This window comes from Streptomyces sp. NBC_00846 (genome assembly GCF_045207325.1).
Taxonomy (GTDB): Bacteria; Actinomycetota; Actinomycetes; order Streptomycetales; family Streptomycetaceae; genus Streptomyces.
This window is the reverse complement of the sequence record NZ_CP108846.1, coordinates 275,881-290,427: the sequence shown is the minus strand read 5'-3', so window position 1 is coordinate 290,427 and position 14,547 is coordinate 275,881. Positions and strand designations below refer to the sequence as shown.

General features: G+C 71.7%; 14 protein-coding genes and 1 pseudogene. 12 read left to right on the top strand and 3 right to left on the bottom strand.

The window, feature by feature from the left end:
- Nucleotides 1-20: 20 nt before the first annotated feature.
- On the top strand, nt 21-338 hold the full coding sequence (locus tag OG936_RS01410) for a cupin (protein ID WP_383758236.1): 318 nt from the start codon (nt 21-23) through the stop codon (nt 336-338).
- Here OG936_RS01410 and OG936_RS01405 read toward each other — a convergent pair.
- A complete protein-coding gene (locus tag OG936_RS01405; protein WP_406491937.1) occupies nt 328-1,593 on the bottom strand; it encodes an MFS transporter in 1,266 nt (421 codons plus the stop codon). The genes OG936_RS01410 and OG936_RS01405 overlap by 11 nt on opposite strands.
- 80 nt (nt 1,594-1,673) lie before the next feature.
- Between OG936_RS01405 and OG936_RS01400 the strand changes: the two genes are divergently transcribed.
- Complete coding sequence (locus OG936_RS01400; RefSeq protein ID WP_406491936.1) at nt 1,674-2,549, top strand: LysR family transcriptional regulator; 876 nt, start codon at nt 1,674-1,676, stop codon at nt 2,547-2,549.
- A gap of 9 nt (nt 2,550-2,558) precedes the next feature.
- Here OG936_RS01400 and OG936_RS01395 read toward each other — a convergent pair.
- Nucleotides 2,559-3,143 (bottom strand): annotated as a pseudogene (locus OG936_RS01395) (DUF6596 domain-containing protein); the annotation flags it as partial.
- A gap of 285 nt (nt 3,144-3,428) precedes the next feature.
- On the opposite strand from OG936_RS01395, the gene OG936_RS01390 reads away from it, so the two are divergent.
- The 5 genes from OG936_RS01390 (at nt 3,429) to OG936_RS01370 (ending at nt 8,088) form a co-directional block, all read left to right on the top strand.
- Nucleotides 3,429-4,631 (top strand): RNA-guided endonuclease InsQ/TnpB family protein, encoded by a 1,203-nt coding sequence (locus tag OG936_RS01390; protein ID WP_406491934.1) that lies wholly within the window; start codon nt 3,429-3,431, stop codon nt 4,629-4,631.
- Nucleotides 4,632-4,818: 187 nt separating this feature from the next.
- On the top strand, nt 4,819-5,445 hold the full coding sequence (locus tag OG936_RS01385) for a GNAT family N-acetyltransferase (RefSeq protein ID WP_406491933.1): 627 nt from the start codon (nt 4,819-4,821) through the stop codon (nt 5,443-5,445).
- A gap of 173 nt (nt 5,446-5,618) precedes the next feature.
- The gene (locus tag OG936_RS01380; protein WP_406491931.1) at nt 5,619-6,506 is read left to right on the top strand and encodes an ABC transporter substrate-binding protein; all 888 of its coding nucleotides are present in this window, start codon (nt 5,619-5,621) and stop codon (nt 6,504-6,506) included.
- 142 nt (nt 6,507-6,648) lie between these two features.
- Nucleotides 6,649-6,912, top strand: a complete 264-nt coding sequence (locus tag OG936_RS01375) for a type B 50S ribosomal protein L31 (RefSeq protein ID WP_266744486.1) — start codon at nt 6,649-6,651, stop codon at nt 6,910-6,912.
- 243 nt (nt 6,913-7,155) lie between these two features.
- Nucleotides 7,156-8,088 (top strand): carbohydrate kinase, encoded by a 933-nt coding sequence (locus tag OG936_RS01370; protein ID WP_406491929.1) that lies wholly within the window; start codon nt 7,156-7,158, stop codon nt 8,086-8,088.
- 31 nt (nt 8,089-8,119) lie between these two features.
- Here the strand turns inward: OG936_RS01370 and OG936_RS01365 are convergent, their stop codons facing one another.
- Nucleotides 8,120-9,427, bottom strand: coding sequence for a hypothetical protein (locus OG936_RS01365; RefSeq protein WP_406491928.1), 1,308 nt, complete (start codon nt 9,425-9,427; stop codon nt 8,120-8,122).
- Nucleotides 9,428-9,624: 197 nt separating this feature from the next.
- Here OG936_RS01365 and OG936_RS01360 point away from each other — a divergent pair, with 197 nt between their 5' ends.
- The 5 genes from OG936_RS01360 to OG936_RS01340 all read left to right on the top strand — a co-directional run bounded on the left by OG936_RS01360 (nt 9,625) and on the right by OG936_RS01340 (nt 14,547).
- Entirely contained in the window at nt 9,625-10,902 is a 1,278-nt protein-coding gene (locus OG936_RS01360; protein WP_406491927.1) for a beta-ketoacyl-[acyl-carrier-protein] synthase family protein, read from the top strand.
- A gap of 14 nt (nt 10,903-10,916) precedes the next feature.
- Nucleotides 10,917-12,788 (top strand): acyl-CoA dehydrogenase, encoded by a 1,872-nt coding sequence (locus OG936_RS01355; protein ID WP_406491926.1) that lies wholly within the window; start codon nt 10,917-10,919, stop codon nt 12,786-12,788.
- 5 nt (nt 12,789-12,793) lie between these two features.
- A complete protein-coding gene (locus OG936_RS01350; RefSeq protein WP_406491925.1) occupies nt 12,794-12,961 on the top strand; it encodes a hypothetical protein in 168 nt (55 codons plus the stop codon).
- Nucleotides 12,962-13,048: 87 nt separating this feature from the next.
- Nucleotides 13,049-13,327, top strand: a complete 279-nt coding sequence (locus OG936_RS01345) for an acyl carrier protein (protein ID WP_406491923.1) — start codon at nt 13,049-13,051, stop codon at nt 13,325-13,327.
- On the top strand, nt 13,324-14,547 hold the full coding sequence (locus OG936_RS01340; RefSeq protein ID WP_406491921.1) for a beta-ketoacyl-[acyl-carrier-protein] synthase family protein: 1,224 nt from the start codon (nt 13,324-13,326) through the stop codon (nt 14,545-14,547). The genes OG936_RS01345 and OG936_RS01340 overlap by 4 nt, the downstream gene beginning before the upstream one ends.

Sequence of the window (14,547 nt, the reverse complement as noted above, 5' to 3'; positions counted from 1 at the left end):
GGCTGCGGCACAGTGGGCATATGGACGATCTGAATGCCCTCGCCGACGAGCATCTGGCCGCTGCCCGCGCCTCCGCGCACGGCCGCAGCGCCCACCGCCTGCTGCATCAGGAACCCCTGCGCCAGACGGTCATCGCCCTCGCCTCGGGCTTCGCGCTCGACGAGCACAACGCACCCGCCGCGGCCTCCCTCCAGGTGCTCCGTGGCCGGGTGCGCGTCACGGCGGCCTCGGGCGATGTGGAGCTGAACGCCGGAGAGCTCCAGCCGGTTCCGCAGGAGCGGCACGGCCTGCTGGCGCTGGAGGACGCCGTGGTGCTGCTGACAGCCGTCAACGAGTGACGGAGCCCGCCCCGGGACGTGCGGCGCAGGCCATCCGGACACGCTCCAGAACCCACAGGACGAGACTTCCGGCGGCCAGCGAACCACCCAGAAGGCAGATGCCGCTCCAGCCCGCCCGCGACCAGACCAGCGAAGCCAGGGCGGCTCCGGTCGCACCGCCCAGGAAGAACAGCGTCATGAATCCGGAGTTGATCCGGTTGCGGGCCTCCGGGCGGAGCGCGTAGATCACGGTTTGACCGCTGTTGAGCCCCGCCTGCTGGGCGATGTTCAGCGAGATCACTCCGACCGCCAGCCACAGCAGCGAGGACTCGCCCGCCAGCAGCGGCAGCCACGAGAGCGCGAGGAGCGCGGCCGCCGTGCCCGACACCGCCTGCACCCGGCCGCGGTCGCTCAGCCGCGCCGCGATGTTCATGCCCACGACACCGATGACGCCCACCAGCCCGAACAGCCCGATGGCGGCCGCGTTCCAGTGGAAGGGGGGCCGGGTCAGCAGGAACGTCAGCGCGGTCAACTGCACGCTGTACGAGGCCATGGAGAACGCGCCGATGGCCGCCCGCCACCGCAGCAGGGGTTCCTGCCGCAACAGGGCCAGCGTGGAGCGCAGCAATCCGGTGTACGGCATCGGCGCCGCGTCGCGCGGCCGGGGCAGCCGGGGGAGCCGGTTGTGCAGGAGTATCGCCATGACGGCCATGAGCAGCGCGTTCACCCAGTACGCCGTCCGCCAGCCGCCGAGCTCGGACAGCGCACCGGAGGCCAGTCGTCCGAACAGGCCGCCGAGCAGGACACCGGACATGACGACCCCGACGATCCTGCCGCGTTCGGCCGGAGCCGCGAGGGCCGCCGCGAACGGCACCACGACCTGCGCCCCGACGGAGGTCAGCGCGGTGAGCAGGGTTCCGGCGATCAGCAGTGGGCCGGTGGGGGCCGCGGCCGTCACCAGGAGGAAGAAGGCGGTGAGCGCGAACAGGATCACCGCGAGCCGCCGGCGGTCCATGACGTCCCCGAGGGGTACGAGCAGGATCAGGCCCAGCGCGTACCCGGCCTGGGCGGCGGTCACGATCAGCCCCGCCGTGGTGACACCGATGTGCAGATTCACCTCGATGACGTCGAGTAGCGGCTGCGCGAAGTAGTTTCCGGCGGCCGAGAGCCCGGCGGCGAGGGCCATCAGCAGGACCAGGCCGCGACCGGGCGCGGGTGGATCGGGGAGCGTGCGCGGGACGGCGCGACTGCGGGTCCCGTGGGTGGAATGAGCCATGTCCCTCAGCGTCGGGGATCCGTCATCGATGAGTCCAACACATGTTTTTCATTCCATCGATCGTGGTTCACGATGGATGGATGGAACTTCAGCAGATGCGGTACGTCGTCGCGGTGGCGGAACTGGGCAGCTTCACCCGCGCCGCGAAGAGGTGTCTGGTCGTCCAGTCCGCGTTGAGCCATCAGATCGCCCGGCTGGAGAAGGAGCTGGGGGCCCGGCTCTTCGACCGCACGAGCCGTCAGGTGAGGCTTACTGCGGCGGGCGAGGCGTTCCTGCCGGAGGCCAGGCAGGCGCTGGACGCGGCGGAGCGGGCCCGGGCCGAGGTCGCCGCCACGACCGGGGAGGTCCACGGCCGCCTCGCGGTCGGAGCCATCCCGACCGTCTCCGCGGTCGACATCCCGGCCGCGCTGCGCGCGTTCCACCACCGCTACCCGAAGGTGCACATCGTCCTGCGGGACGGGGCGAGCAAGGACCTGGTCCAGGAGGTACGGGACGGGACGCTCGACGTGGCGTTCCTGGGCGTGCTGCCGAGCTACCGGCCGAAAGGCGTGAGCGATCACGAGCTCGCCACGGGCGAACTGGTCGCCGTCGTCGCCCCCACCCACCCCCTGGCCGGGAAGGCGGAAGTGGGGCTGGAACGGCTGGCGAAGGAGATGTTCGTCGACTACCCCGACGGCACGGCGGCCCGGGCGCAGTCGGAGGAGGCCTTCGCTGCGACGGGGCTCACCCGCGAGGTGGCGTTCGAGGTCAGCGGCACCGACTTCATCGTCCGGCTGGTCCGCAGCGGGCTCGGCATCGCCATGCTGCCGGCCGCCTTCGCGGCGGAACTGCCCGGCGTACATGTGCTGCCCGTCCGTGACGCGCCCGCCCGCACGGAACGGCTGGTCTGGAGCCGCTTCCGCCCCGCCCCGGCCGCTGCGGCGTTCCTGACCGGGCTTGGTGTCGATACCGGCTGAGGATTTCGTTCAGTCCTGCGGCAGCGCCCGGCGGCGACGCGGCAGAAAGTCCTGCTCGGCCGAGTTCTCCGTACGGTCGGCGGCGGCGTCGTACGCCGACGCGGCGCGTCCGAGGTACGGCCCAGCCTGCGCAGCAGATCGGCCCGGACGGCGTGGAACACGTGGTACCCGTCGAGGTCGAGCTGCTCCACCAGCCCGAGCGCGGCCTCCGGTCCCGTCACCTCCGCCACCGCGCGGTTCAGCGCCACCACCGGGCTCGGGCTCAAGGCCGGCAACTGGTCGTACAACCGCAGGACCTGCCCCCGGTCGGTGGCGGCCAGTACGGACCGCCTCCGCGCAAAGGTCCTCGCGCACCAGCTGGTCGCCCGAACTCGCCGTGCATCCCTCGTTGAAGATGAGATACACCACGGCGAGCATGGAGCGGACCCGCTCGGGAAGGTCGGCGTCGGCGGGCACCCGGTAGGGGATGCGGGCATCGCGGATCTTGCCCTTGGCCCGCACGAGCCACTGTGCCATGGCCGGCTCCGGCACCAGGAACGCGCGCGCCAGTTCCGCGATGTCGACGTCGCCGAAGGCGCGGACGAGTACGGCGACCGTGCGGCCGTACTCCGCGCGGAAGAGACGCCCGATGTCCGCGGCGGGCACGGCCGGTCCGCATGATCTGTTCCAGCGCTTCGGGGGAGGGCGGCTCGCCGTCGGACGGTGTGACCACGCTGAGCAGGTAGTGCTTCATCGGATTCCTCCGTGGATACTCCGCCCTTCAGGGCGGGGAGGAAACGGACTTCTGCGGAGCAGGGCAAGGAGCGGAGTTTCGCCCCCAGGGCGAAAGGCCGTGCTGTGACCCGCAGATTTGATCTTAACTCGCAGCACCGCTAGTTTGTGAGCGTGACCACGGGCTGTGTGAAGCGGGCGTTCAAGTACCGCTTCTATCCGACCGATGCGCAGGCAGCCGAGCTGTCGCGCACGTTCGGTTGCGTGCGGAAGGTCTACAATCTGGCGCTCGCCGCCCGCACGGAGGCATGGGTGCGGCAGGAGCGGGTCAACTACAACGCAACGTCGGCGATGCTGACGGCGTGGAAGAAGACCGAGGAGCTGGCGTTCCTCAACCAGGTCTCGTCGGTGCCGCTCCAGCAGACGCTGCGGCACCTGCAGACCGCGTTCACCAATTTCTTCGGCAAGCGGGCGAAGTACCCGCGCTTCAAGTCGCGGAAGAAGTCGCGGAAGTCGGCGGAGTACACCACCAGCGGGTTCCGCTTCCGTGACGGGGAGCTGACCCTGGCGAAGATGACCGAACCGCTGGACATCGTGTGGTCCCGGCCGCTCCCCGAGGGGGCGAGGCCGTCCACGGTGACCGTTTCCCAGGACGCGGCGGGACGCTGGTTCGTCTCGTTGCTGTGTGACGACCCGTCCGTCCAGCCCCTCCCCGCCACCGACAGCGCGGTCGGAATCGATGTCGGCCTGGACCACCTGCTGACCCTGTCCACCGGGGAGAAGATCGCCAACCCCCGGCACGAACGCCGGGACCGCGCCCGACTCGCCAAAGCTCAGCGGAGACTGTCCCGCAAGGCCAGGGGCGAGGGCGCCAACCGGGCCAAGGCCCGGCGCAAGGTCGCCGAGATCCACGCGAGGATCGCCGACCGTCGCCGTGACCTGCTCCACAAGCTGACCACTCGGCTCGTGCGTGAAAACCAAACGCTCGTGATCGAGGACCTGACCGTGCGCAACATGGTCAAGAACCACACGCTCGCCCGAGCCATCTCGGACGCGAGCTGGAGCGAGTTCCGCTCCATGCTGGAGTACAAGGCCGCCTGGTACGGGCGCGAGGTGATCGCCGTCGACCGATGGTTCCCCTCGTCCAAGCTGTGCTCCGCCTGCGGCACCCTCGCGGAGAAGATGCCGCTGAACGTCCGTACCTGGACGTGCGACTGCGGAACGACCCACGACCGGGACGTGAACGCAGCGAAGAACCTTCTGGCCGCCGGGCTGGCGGTAACAGTCTGTGGAGCTGGTGTAAGACCTCAACGGAGTTCTCCGGGCAGGCAGTCGGCGACGAAGCAGAAACCCCCACGGCGCGAGCCGTAGGAATCCCCCTCGTTCACGAGGGGGAGGAAGTCAAGGTGTTCCTTTTTGCCTGTGACGCCGGCGCCGTGCCGGCCTCTCACGCTCTGTACGAACGGCTGCCGCCCGGATCGACACAGAACACGGCCCGGTACGAAGAAATTGTCCCCGAGGCTTGTGGGAGCGCTCCCGGGATCGGCAGGATGAGGCGATGACCCAGCCCGCCGGCCCACGGGCCTACCACCCCGACGACCGCGCGGCCCTCGCGGACATCTGCGTCCGGACGGCCGACAACGGCGGCGACTCCCGGCATCTGTACCCGGACCCGGAGCTGATGCCGTCGATCTTCGCCGCGCCGTACGCGTACCTCGAACCCGATCTGACCTTCGTGATCGACGACGGTACGGGCCGGGCGGTCGGCTACATCCTGGGGACCGCCGACACGGCGCGCTTCGTGACGGAGTTCCGCAAACGGTGGCTGCCCCTCGTGGCGGACCGCTTCCCGGAACCGGACGGCCCGCCGCGCACGCCCAGCGAGGAAATGACAGTCCTCCTGCACGCCCCGGAGCGGATGATCATTCCCGAACTGGCTGCCCACCCCGCCCACTTGCACATCGATCTGCTGCCCGGGTGGCAGCGGAAGGGGTACGGCAAGGCGCTGATGCACAGGTTCCTGGCCGCCCTGCGGGCCAAGGGAGTGGAGGCCGTGCACCTGTCCATGCTCACGGCCAACACCCCGGCCAGAGCCTGCTACGACCGGCTCGGTTTCGTCGAGCTCCAGGTACCGGACCCGGGGCCGCTCACCTACCTGGGGCGCACCACCGAAGCGGATCTGTAGCGGACCGTCGCCATCGGCGGGGCGAGGCCCCGTGTCCCGGCCATGCGCGGAAGTCTTCGCGTCACATGCGTCGGACGGGCCGCGCAGGGGGGTGCCGCGAGGGTTCGCTGGGCAGGTACTGGTGTACGGCCCGGAAGACGGGGCGCAGTGGCCGCCGGCGAGGTACGTGTGACGTGAGGGAGCAGACCGTGTGGCAGTTCTCCGACGATCGTGGACAGTTGTCGACCGCTGGGCGGCGCCCGACGCGGGTGCTCGCCTATGTCCAGGCCGGAGCGACCCTGTGGGACCACGGGATACGCCCGAGCGCGATATTCGGCTCCGATCATGACGATCGCACCGTGCCGGACCCGGCGAAGACCGGATCGTTGTCGTTGGCCGAGGTCCGCTACCTCGGCGCGGGCAGCACCCTGGACGTGGACACCCTGCTGGGCGGTGACCCGGATCTTGTGGTGGCCGTCAGCTACGGCGGCGGGCAGGTCTACGGGCTCGCCCCGGAGACCGCCAAGCATCTGGAGGAGCACGTCCCGGTCGTCGCCATCGACGTCGGCCAGGCACGTACCCTCGCGGAGATCGGCGACCGGTTCGCACAACTGGCCCGATCGCTCGGCGCCGGGCGAGCCACGACGGCGACCAGGGACCTGGACGCCGCCCGGGAGCGGCTGCGCATGCTCTCCGCCGGACCCGACCGGCCCCGGGTGGTCGCCCTCTCCCCGGCCGGGGACGACCGGACGCATCTCGCCCGCCCCCGCATGTGGCCCGAACTGCGCGTGCTGGCCGAACTCGGCGTCGACCTCGTGGAACCGGCGGACGGGCCCGGAGTGAACTGGTCCACGGTCGGCTGGGCGGAGGCCGCGGTGCTGCGCCCCGCCGTCGTGCTCGCCGACATCCGGTCCAACGCCACCCCCCTCGACGAACTCCGGAGAAACGCGGAGTGGGCGGCGATCGAGCGCGCCGCCCACGTACTGCCCTGGAACCCGGAGCCGGTCTGCAGCCCGCAGGCCCACGCACGATTCCTGACACTCGTGGCCGACGCGCTGGAGGCCGCCGCCCACCCGCGATGACGTACGCGGCCCAGGGAGTCGCCGCCCCTCGTCCCCGTGTGGCGATGCCCCGTACGGACGTCAGCGATCGCGCCGGGCGCCCCGGTTCGCGAGGCTGGCCAGGAGCGCCCCGAGCCGATCCCGTACGTCCCCAGGAGCAGGCATGCAGCAGGACAAGCACCCGCCCTACCGTCCCGTGGTCTTCCGCGACCGTTCGGCGGGCTACGCCTTTCTGACCCGGTCCACCGCGTCGAGCGAGCAGACGATCGACTGGGACGACGGCAACAGCTACCCCGTCATCGACGTGGAGATCTCCGCGGAGAGCCACCCGTTCTTCACCGGGAAGGCCCGTGTGGTCGACTCCGAAGGACAGGTGGCCAAGTTCGAGCGGCGGTACGGGGAGGAGGGGCGCAAGGACGCCTCCTGATCTGCGTACGGACCTGAATGCGACCCGCGTACGGAGTTGGACCCGATCGCGTACGGACCTGAATGCGACCCGCGTACGGAGTTGAACCCGACCCCGTACGGACGAAGTCCCCCGGCCCCCCACAGGGCCGGGGGACTTCGTCCGTCACGCCCTTGATACCGTCCGGCCGTCGTGACCTGCCCACAACATCCGGGCCCGGGACCAGGACACCTTCGGCACCGCACTCCAGGAGACCCCACCCTCATGCTCGACAGACTCGACCTGCTGGTCATCGGCGAATGCGTCGCCGACATCGTCCGGCTGCCGGGTGCGGCCGATCAGGTCCACCCGGGAGGCAGCCCGGCCAACGTGGCGTACGGCCTGGCCAGGCTCGGGTACGGCAGCACCCTGCTCACCCAGCTCGGCCCGGACGACAACGGACGGCTGATCAGGGACCACCTGGCCGCTGCCGGGGTCGAGGTCCGCACGGACGGTGCCACCGCGCCCACCCCGTCCGCCGCCGTGACTCTGGACGACGGCGGCCGGGCCGCGTACACCTTCGACATCACCTGGACGCTCGTCCCGGTGGCCCCGGACCGGCCGCCGCACCATGTCCACACCGGATCCCTCGCGACGGTGATGGCACCCGGTGCGGCCACCGTCCTCGCCGCCGTCGAGTCGCTGCGGACGTCCGCGACCGTCAGCTACGACCCCAATGTGCGACCCGAACTGATGGGGGACCACGATGCAGCCGTCCGCCAGGTGGAGCGCTGCGTCGCATTCAGCGACGTGGTCAAGGCCAGCGACGAGGACCTGGAATGGCTCTACCCGGGCCGGGACGCGCGGGAGGTCGCCGAGCGGTGGCTCGCCAGTGGCCCGGCCCTCGTCCTCGTCACCCGGGGACGCGACGGTGCCCTCGCCGTCCTCCCCGGCGGGCAGGTGACGGTCGACGCGCTGCCCACCGACGTGGTCGACACGGTGGGGGCGGGCGACGCCTTCATGTCGGGCACCCTGCACGCCCTCGCCGCGCACGGACTGCTCGGCGCGGACAGCCGTGAACGGCTGCGTTCGCTGGACCGGGCCACGGTGACCGAGGTCCTGCGCCACGCTGCGGCGTGTGCCGCCGTGACCGTCGCACGGGCCGGCGCCAACCCGCCGGACGAGGCGGAGTTGAAGGCGGCCCTCGCCCGGAGCTGAACACGACGGTGCCGCAGGGCCTGCTCCGAGCTCACCGGAGTCCGGGCACCGCCGGACGCGGCGTGTTGTCGTCGCCGAGGAACTCGACGACGGCGAGAGCGAACAGCGCGCACAGTGCGATGCACACGGTGACCAGGCCCGTCGGCCGGTCCCACACGACGAGGACCGCGGCGGCCACCACGACCACCGTCCAGTTCAGCCAGACCCTGGCCCGGTGCACCCAGCTGCCGGCCGGGCCGCCGGTGACACCGGCCGCGTCCCGTACCGCACCGATGCCGCCGCTCCACATGGCCTCGACGCGGGTGGCGGCGCGGCCGGCCCCGGTGAGCCACGCGGCGAGCGCCACCACGATGCCGAGCGTGATCACCACCCGGACCAGGGTGCGTGCCGGGCCGGCCAGCGCGTCGAAGACGGAACCGGCGGCCGGCTGCGACACGTCGGGCGGGAGGCTGTCGAGATAGAACGCGCGGCCCAGCCACATGGCCACCGCGAGCACCGCGGCACCCGCCGCGACCGCGAGCGCCGCCGTGACCAGGGCACGCCGGCGGCGTACCGCGAGCAGCACCCCGCCCGCGGCCAGGACCAGGGTGACCGGCGGCAGCCAGAAGCCGAGGATCTGGAGTGCCCGGAACCCCTTCTTGGCCTTGCCGACCGCGTCGGAGGTCAGCACCGTGAAGTCGGTGTGGATCTCGGGGATCTTCGCGGCGATCGTCAGCCCCCGGTCGACGAGGCGTTGTTTCACCCGGTCGATGACGGGCGCCAGGTCGATGGTGACGGTGTCGTTCGTGAGCTTCACGGCCCCGTTGCCGCTGCCGGTCAGCGCCTTGAGCGCCGCGGACTGGGCGGCCCGGTTGAGATCGGTCCAGATCGTCGCGAAGGCGTCGCTCGTGACGAACTTCTCCACGGTTGCGTGGACGAAGCCCGTGACTCCCGTGGTGAGGGGGCCGCTGAGGCGCGTGAGCGCCTTGTCGACCACCGGCCGGTCCGCGGGGGCGACATCGGCCAGTAATGCCTTCACGTCGAGGTGCTTCATGACGGCGCCGGTGACGCGGTCGCTCACCGCGGCCTGCACATCGGGATCGGAGGCCAGGGGCGCCATCATCGCCACATAGTTGTCCGTGTCGCCGATCTGGTTCTTCGCCCAGGTGGACACGATGCTCAGCGGTGTGAGGACGGCCGCGACGAGGATGAGCAGCACGGCGAGGAACGAACGGGCCCGCAGTCGGTGCCGCGTCGGGGCACGGGCCTCCAGTGCCGTCACCCGGGCGCGCAGCGCCTCCAGTTCCGTCGGTTCCGTGTGCGCGTCGGGGGATTTCGACCGGTTGTCGTCCGCTTCCATGACCCAAGGGGATGCTCCACCGGTGCGCACAGCGCGGTGGGCTGCTGCGGACGGGTGAACGCGCGCACCGGACGTGCCGCGCGGATGGGTCCACCCGGCCCATCGGTGACCCGTTCGGCCCAGTGAGCGCATCCTCGCCGGGGCTACTGCCGTTCGACAACCGGTAGGCGTGATCGATTACGGCGGAGGGGCGGAACATGGGGCGGGCGGACATGGGTGTCGCGGTGACGGGAATGGGGCTGGTGACTCCGGCGGGCGCGGACGAGCACACCTTCTGGACGGGATTGTGCGCCGGCGTGTCCGTGGCCCGGCACTGCGACGAACTGGCGGGACTGCCCGTCGACTTCGCCTGTCCGGTGGACGGGATCGATCTCGACGAGGCCGTCGGCGGACGTGCGGTGTGGCGGATGGCGCGGTTCGTGAAGATGGCGCTGGTCGCTGCCCGGCAGGCGGTGGCGGACGCCGGGCTGTCACCGCAGCGGTGGGACGGCGGCCGGGTCGGCGTGGTGCTGGGTGTCGGTGTGGGCGGGGTGTCCGCGCTCGTCGACAATGTGCGCAGGCTGGACGGCCAGGGACCGGAAGCGGTGTCGCCGCTCCTGGTCCCGATGATGATGCCCAACGCGGCCGCCGGGGAGGTGGCCATCGCGTTGCGGGCGCACGGCCCGAGCCTGGCAACGGCCACCGCGTGCGCGTCCGGGGCGACCGCGATCGCCGTGGCCCGCGACCTGCTGATGAGTGGCCGATGCGATGTGGTGGTGGCGGGCGGCGCGGAATCCGTCCTGACTCCGCTGGTGGTGAGCGCCTTCGCGGGCATGGGCGCGCTCTCCCGGCGGAGCGGCGATCCGGCCCGGGCATCGCGGCCGTTCGCCGCGGACCGGGACGGATTCGTGATCGGTGAGGGTGCCGCCGCGCTCGTGCTGGAGCGGACACCCGCCGTGTACGCCCGCGGCGGGCGGCCGCGCGCCCTGCTGACCGGTGCGGGCTCCGGCACCGACGCCCACCACCCCACGGCCCCCGCTCCGGACGGAGCCGGCCCGCGCAGGGCCGTGGAGGCGGCGCTGCACGAGGCGGGCTGGGCGGCCGACGAGATCGATCACATCAATGCGCACGGCACGTCGACGCCACTGAACGACGCTATGGAGACGGAACTCATCGCGGATCTGTTCCCGCATCGGCCGTCGGTGACGGCGCCCAAGGGCGTGCTCGGGCACACCCTCGCGGCCGGCGGGGCGATCGAGGCGGTGGCCACCGTACTGACCCTGGAGCAGGGGCTCGTCCCGCCGATCGCCAACCTGGACTCGTCGCCGGACGGGTTCGACCTCGACTGCGTGGTCGAGGAGCCCCGCACGCAGTACGTCGAGCGGGCGCTCAGCCACTCCTTCGGCTTCGGCGGACACAATGTCGCGCTCGCCTTCCAGCGCGTCGAACCGGACGGTCCGCGGCGCACGGCCCCCGGTGTCCTCGCCGTCGGCTGAGTCGTTCTTGTCGCATGACCGCAATGATCGACGACCCCTCCACCGAACCGTCCACGGACCTCCTCACCGCCGTGCTCCTCGGCGACAACTACCGCCGCGAGCACGGCTTCTGGCAACGGCTGATCAGCACGGAACCGTTCCGCCGCCCGGAGCGCCGCACGCCTGGTGAGCGCCTGGGTCTCACGTACGAGCGGCTGCGCGTCCTCAACGACTGCCTCGACAGCGGCGCCCGGCTCGCCGCCGACCCACGCGCCCTCGCGGCCCTGCACGAATGGCTCGGGCCGGTCGATCCGGCACTCGCCACGGTGGCGGGCATCCACTACAACCTCTTTCTCGGCACCCTCCTCGACCACGAGGGCGACACCCGGCGCGATCTGTCGGACTTCCTCCGGCTGCGCAGCATCGGCACCTTTCTCTGTACGGAGGTGGCGCACGGCAACGATGTGGCGGCCGTCGAGACCGTGGCCGCCTACGACCGCGCACGCGACGGTTTCGTGCTGCGCACCCCGCACGCGGGCGCCCAGAAATTCATGCCCAACACCAGTACGGCGGGCGGCCCCAAGACGGGGCTCGTGGCCGCCCGCCTGCTCGTCGACGGGACGGATCAGGGGGTCTTCCTCTTTCTCGTACCGCTCACCGATGCCGTACGGGCCCTGCCCGGTGTACGGGTCCGCAGGCTTCCCGCACGCATGGGGAGCCCGGTGGACCACTGCCTGACCTCCTTCGACCAGGTCTTTGTGGGGCGCGACGCGCTGCTCGGCGGGGACCACGGACGCATCGGCGACGACGGCGGGTTCAGCAGCACCATCGGCAACCGGAGGCATCGACTCCGTATGTCGATCGGGCGCGTCACCTCCGGGAAGATCTCGATGAGCGCGTGCGCGGTCGGCTCCGCGCGCGCGACACTCGCCGTCGCCGTGCGCTACGGCGGCCACCGGTACATCTCCGGGCCGCGCGGCTCGCGGCCGGTACCGGTGATCGCCCACCGCAGCCACCACGGCCCCCTCGCCGTGGCCATGGCCACCGTTTTCGCGATGAGCCTGCTGCACCGCCGGGCCCTGGACCGCTGGGAGCGGCGGGAGGACGGCTCGGGCGCGGGCCCGGAGGCGGCGGAGCGGCTGGTCGCCGTGGCCAAGGCATGGATCACCTGGCGGGCCAGGTCCGTGATCGTCGAATGCCGTGAACGGTGCGGCGCCCAGGCGCTCCTGGAGAACAACGGCATGAGTGAACTCCTCACCGGAGTGGAGGGCGCCATCACTGCCGAGGGCGACAACCTGGCCATCCACGCCAAGGCGGCCGCGGAAATGCTCTTCGCCACCGAAACCGCCGGGTGCGCACCCCCTTCCGGCGGAGCGTCCGGTGATCTCGCCGACCCACGGTTCCTCGGCGGGCTCCTGGCGGCCCTGGAGGAGATCTGGTTCGGCCGGGCCAGGGAGCGGATGGGCCGCGCACCGCACGGCGATCCGCTGGGGCGGTGGAACGCCGCGGCCGGGCCCGCCCTGCGCGGCGTCGAGGCCCACGCCCACCGGCAGGCGGCCGAGGCGTACGCGGACGCGGTGGCCGGTCTGCCGGACGGGCCCGCCCGGGAGCAACTCATCACACTGCAACGCCTGTTCGCGCTCGACTGGATCGCCAGGAACAGCGGCGATCTGCTGGCCGCCGGTCATCTGACAGGTGACCAGGTCAACCGGCTGCCCGCGACCGTGGATCAGCTCATCACCGCCGTCGCCCCCCGGCTGCCGGCCCTCGTCGAATCCTTCGCGCTGCCGCAGGAACTGCTCGCCGACTGGCCCATCGCGGGGGCCGACTACGTCGACGCGTACGACGACCCGACGGCCGCCTGGCAGCGGCACGGCGGCCCGACGACGGTTCAGGGACCCCGATGAGGGCCGTGACCAGGACCGGAACGGGCCCGCGGACCGGCCGGGTACGGGAGGCGGCCGGGGCCCTCGGCGTCCGGGGCGTGCTGCTCGCCTTCTGGGGTACGGCGGCCGTCCTGGCCCGGTGGTGCGGACCCCCGCGGAAGAACGGTGCCGAATCGGTTCGCCACAAGGCGTAACTGGAGGCACGCCACCCAGTTGATCCGGCGTCGGGATGACGCCCCCACCGTCCCCGGCAGCCGTACCGAATGATGGAGAGGAAGCTCATGAGTACGATTCATCCCAAGATCACCGAGGTGCTCACACACACCTTCAAAGTGCCCGCCGCCGAGATCCGCCCGGATTCCACGATGGACAGCCTGGAGATGGACTCCCTCGCCGTCGCGGAGTTCGCCGTCCTCATCAGGGAGACGGCGGGCGCCGACGGGGACTTCGACAGGCTCCCCAAGAACGCCACCCTCGCCGACATCACGCGCTTCATCGACGCGACAGCGGGCCGCGGGACGCCGGTGAGCGGCTCGGCACCGGTGAGCAACGCCCGATGAACAGGCCCGCCGTTGCAGTCACCGGCCTGGGAATGATCACCCCGGTCGGCAACGACACCGAATCCACCTGGAAAGGTGTGTGCGCCGGAGTCTCGCCGGTGCGTACCGTCGCGGCACTCGAAGGGTGCGCGATCGACTTTGCCTGCACCGTCGACGGGATCGATCTGGACGCCGCGATCGGCGGCCGTACGTCCTTCCGGATGGGGAGGTACGTCAAGTTCGCCGTCCTCGCCGCCCGGGAGGCGGTCGCCGACGCCGGACTCGACCCGGCGCGGTGGGAGGGCAGCAGGGTCGCGGTGGTCGTCGGCACCAGCAGCGGGGGCTCCGCCTCGCTGACCGAGCAGGCCGTCGTACTCGACCGGCACGGACCGGACGCCGTCTCGCCGTCGGGCATCCTGCTCACCATCCCGAACATGCCGGCGGCCGAGATCGCGATCCAGTTGCGGGCCACCGGTCCCAGCATGGCACCCTGCACCGCGTGTTCGTCCGGTGTCACCGCCCTGTCCGTCGCCCGCGATCTCCTGGTCACCGGGCAGTGCGACATCGCGATCGCCGGAGCCACCGAGTCGATCGTCTACCCGGCCGCCATGGCGGGGTTCGCCCGGTCCGGAGCCGCGGCCCGGGCGCACGGCGACCCGGCCAGGCGGTGCCGGCCCTTCGCGGCCGACCGTGCCGGGCTGGTCATGGGCGAGGGCGCCGCCGTCATGGTGCTGGAACGGGCGGCCGACGCCGCGGCCCGGGGCGCCGGAGCCCGGGCGCTGCTCGCGGGCACCGGCGCCACCACCGACGCCCACCACCCCACCAGCCCGCACCCGTCCGGCGCGGTCGCCCAGGCGGCGGTCGAGGCCGCGCTGCGCGGCGCGGGCTGGGCGGCCGAGGACGTCGAGCACGTCAACGCGCACGGCACGGCGACACTCATCAACGACGCCACCGAGGCCGCCCTCATCGGCCGGGTCTACCCGCACCGGCCGCCCGTCACCGCCCCGAAGGGCGTACTGGGGCACTGCATGGGGGCGGCCGGAGCGATCGAGGCCGGACTGACCGTCCTCACGCTCCAGCGCGGAGTCGTACCGCCGATCGCCAACCTGGACGCCCCGGCACCCGAGTTCGACATCAACTGCGTCACCGAAGAACCGCTGCGGCTGCCCGTCCGGCGCGCCGTCAGCCACTCCTTCGGCTTCGGCGGACACAACGCCGTGATCGCTCTACAGCGTCCGTAG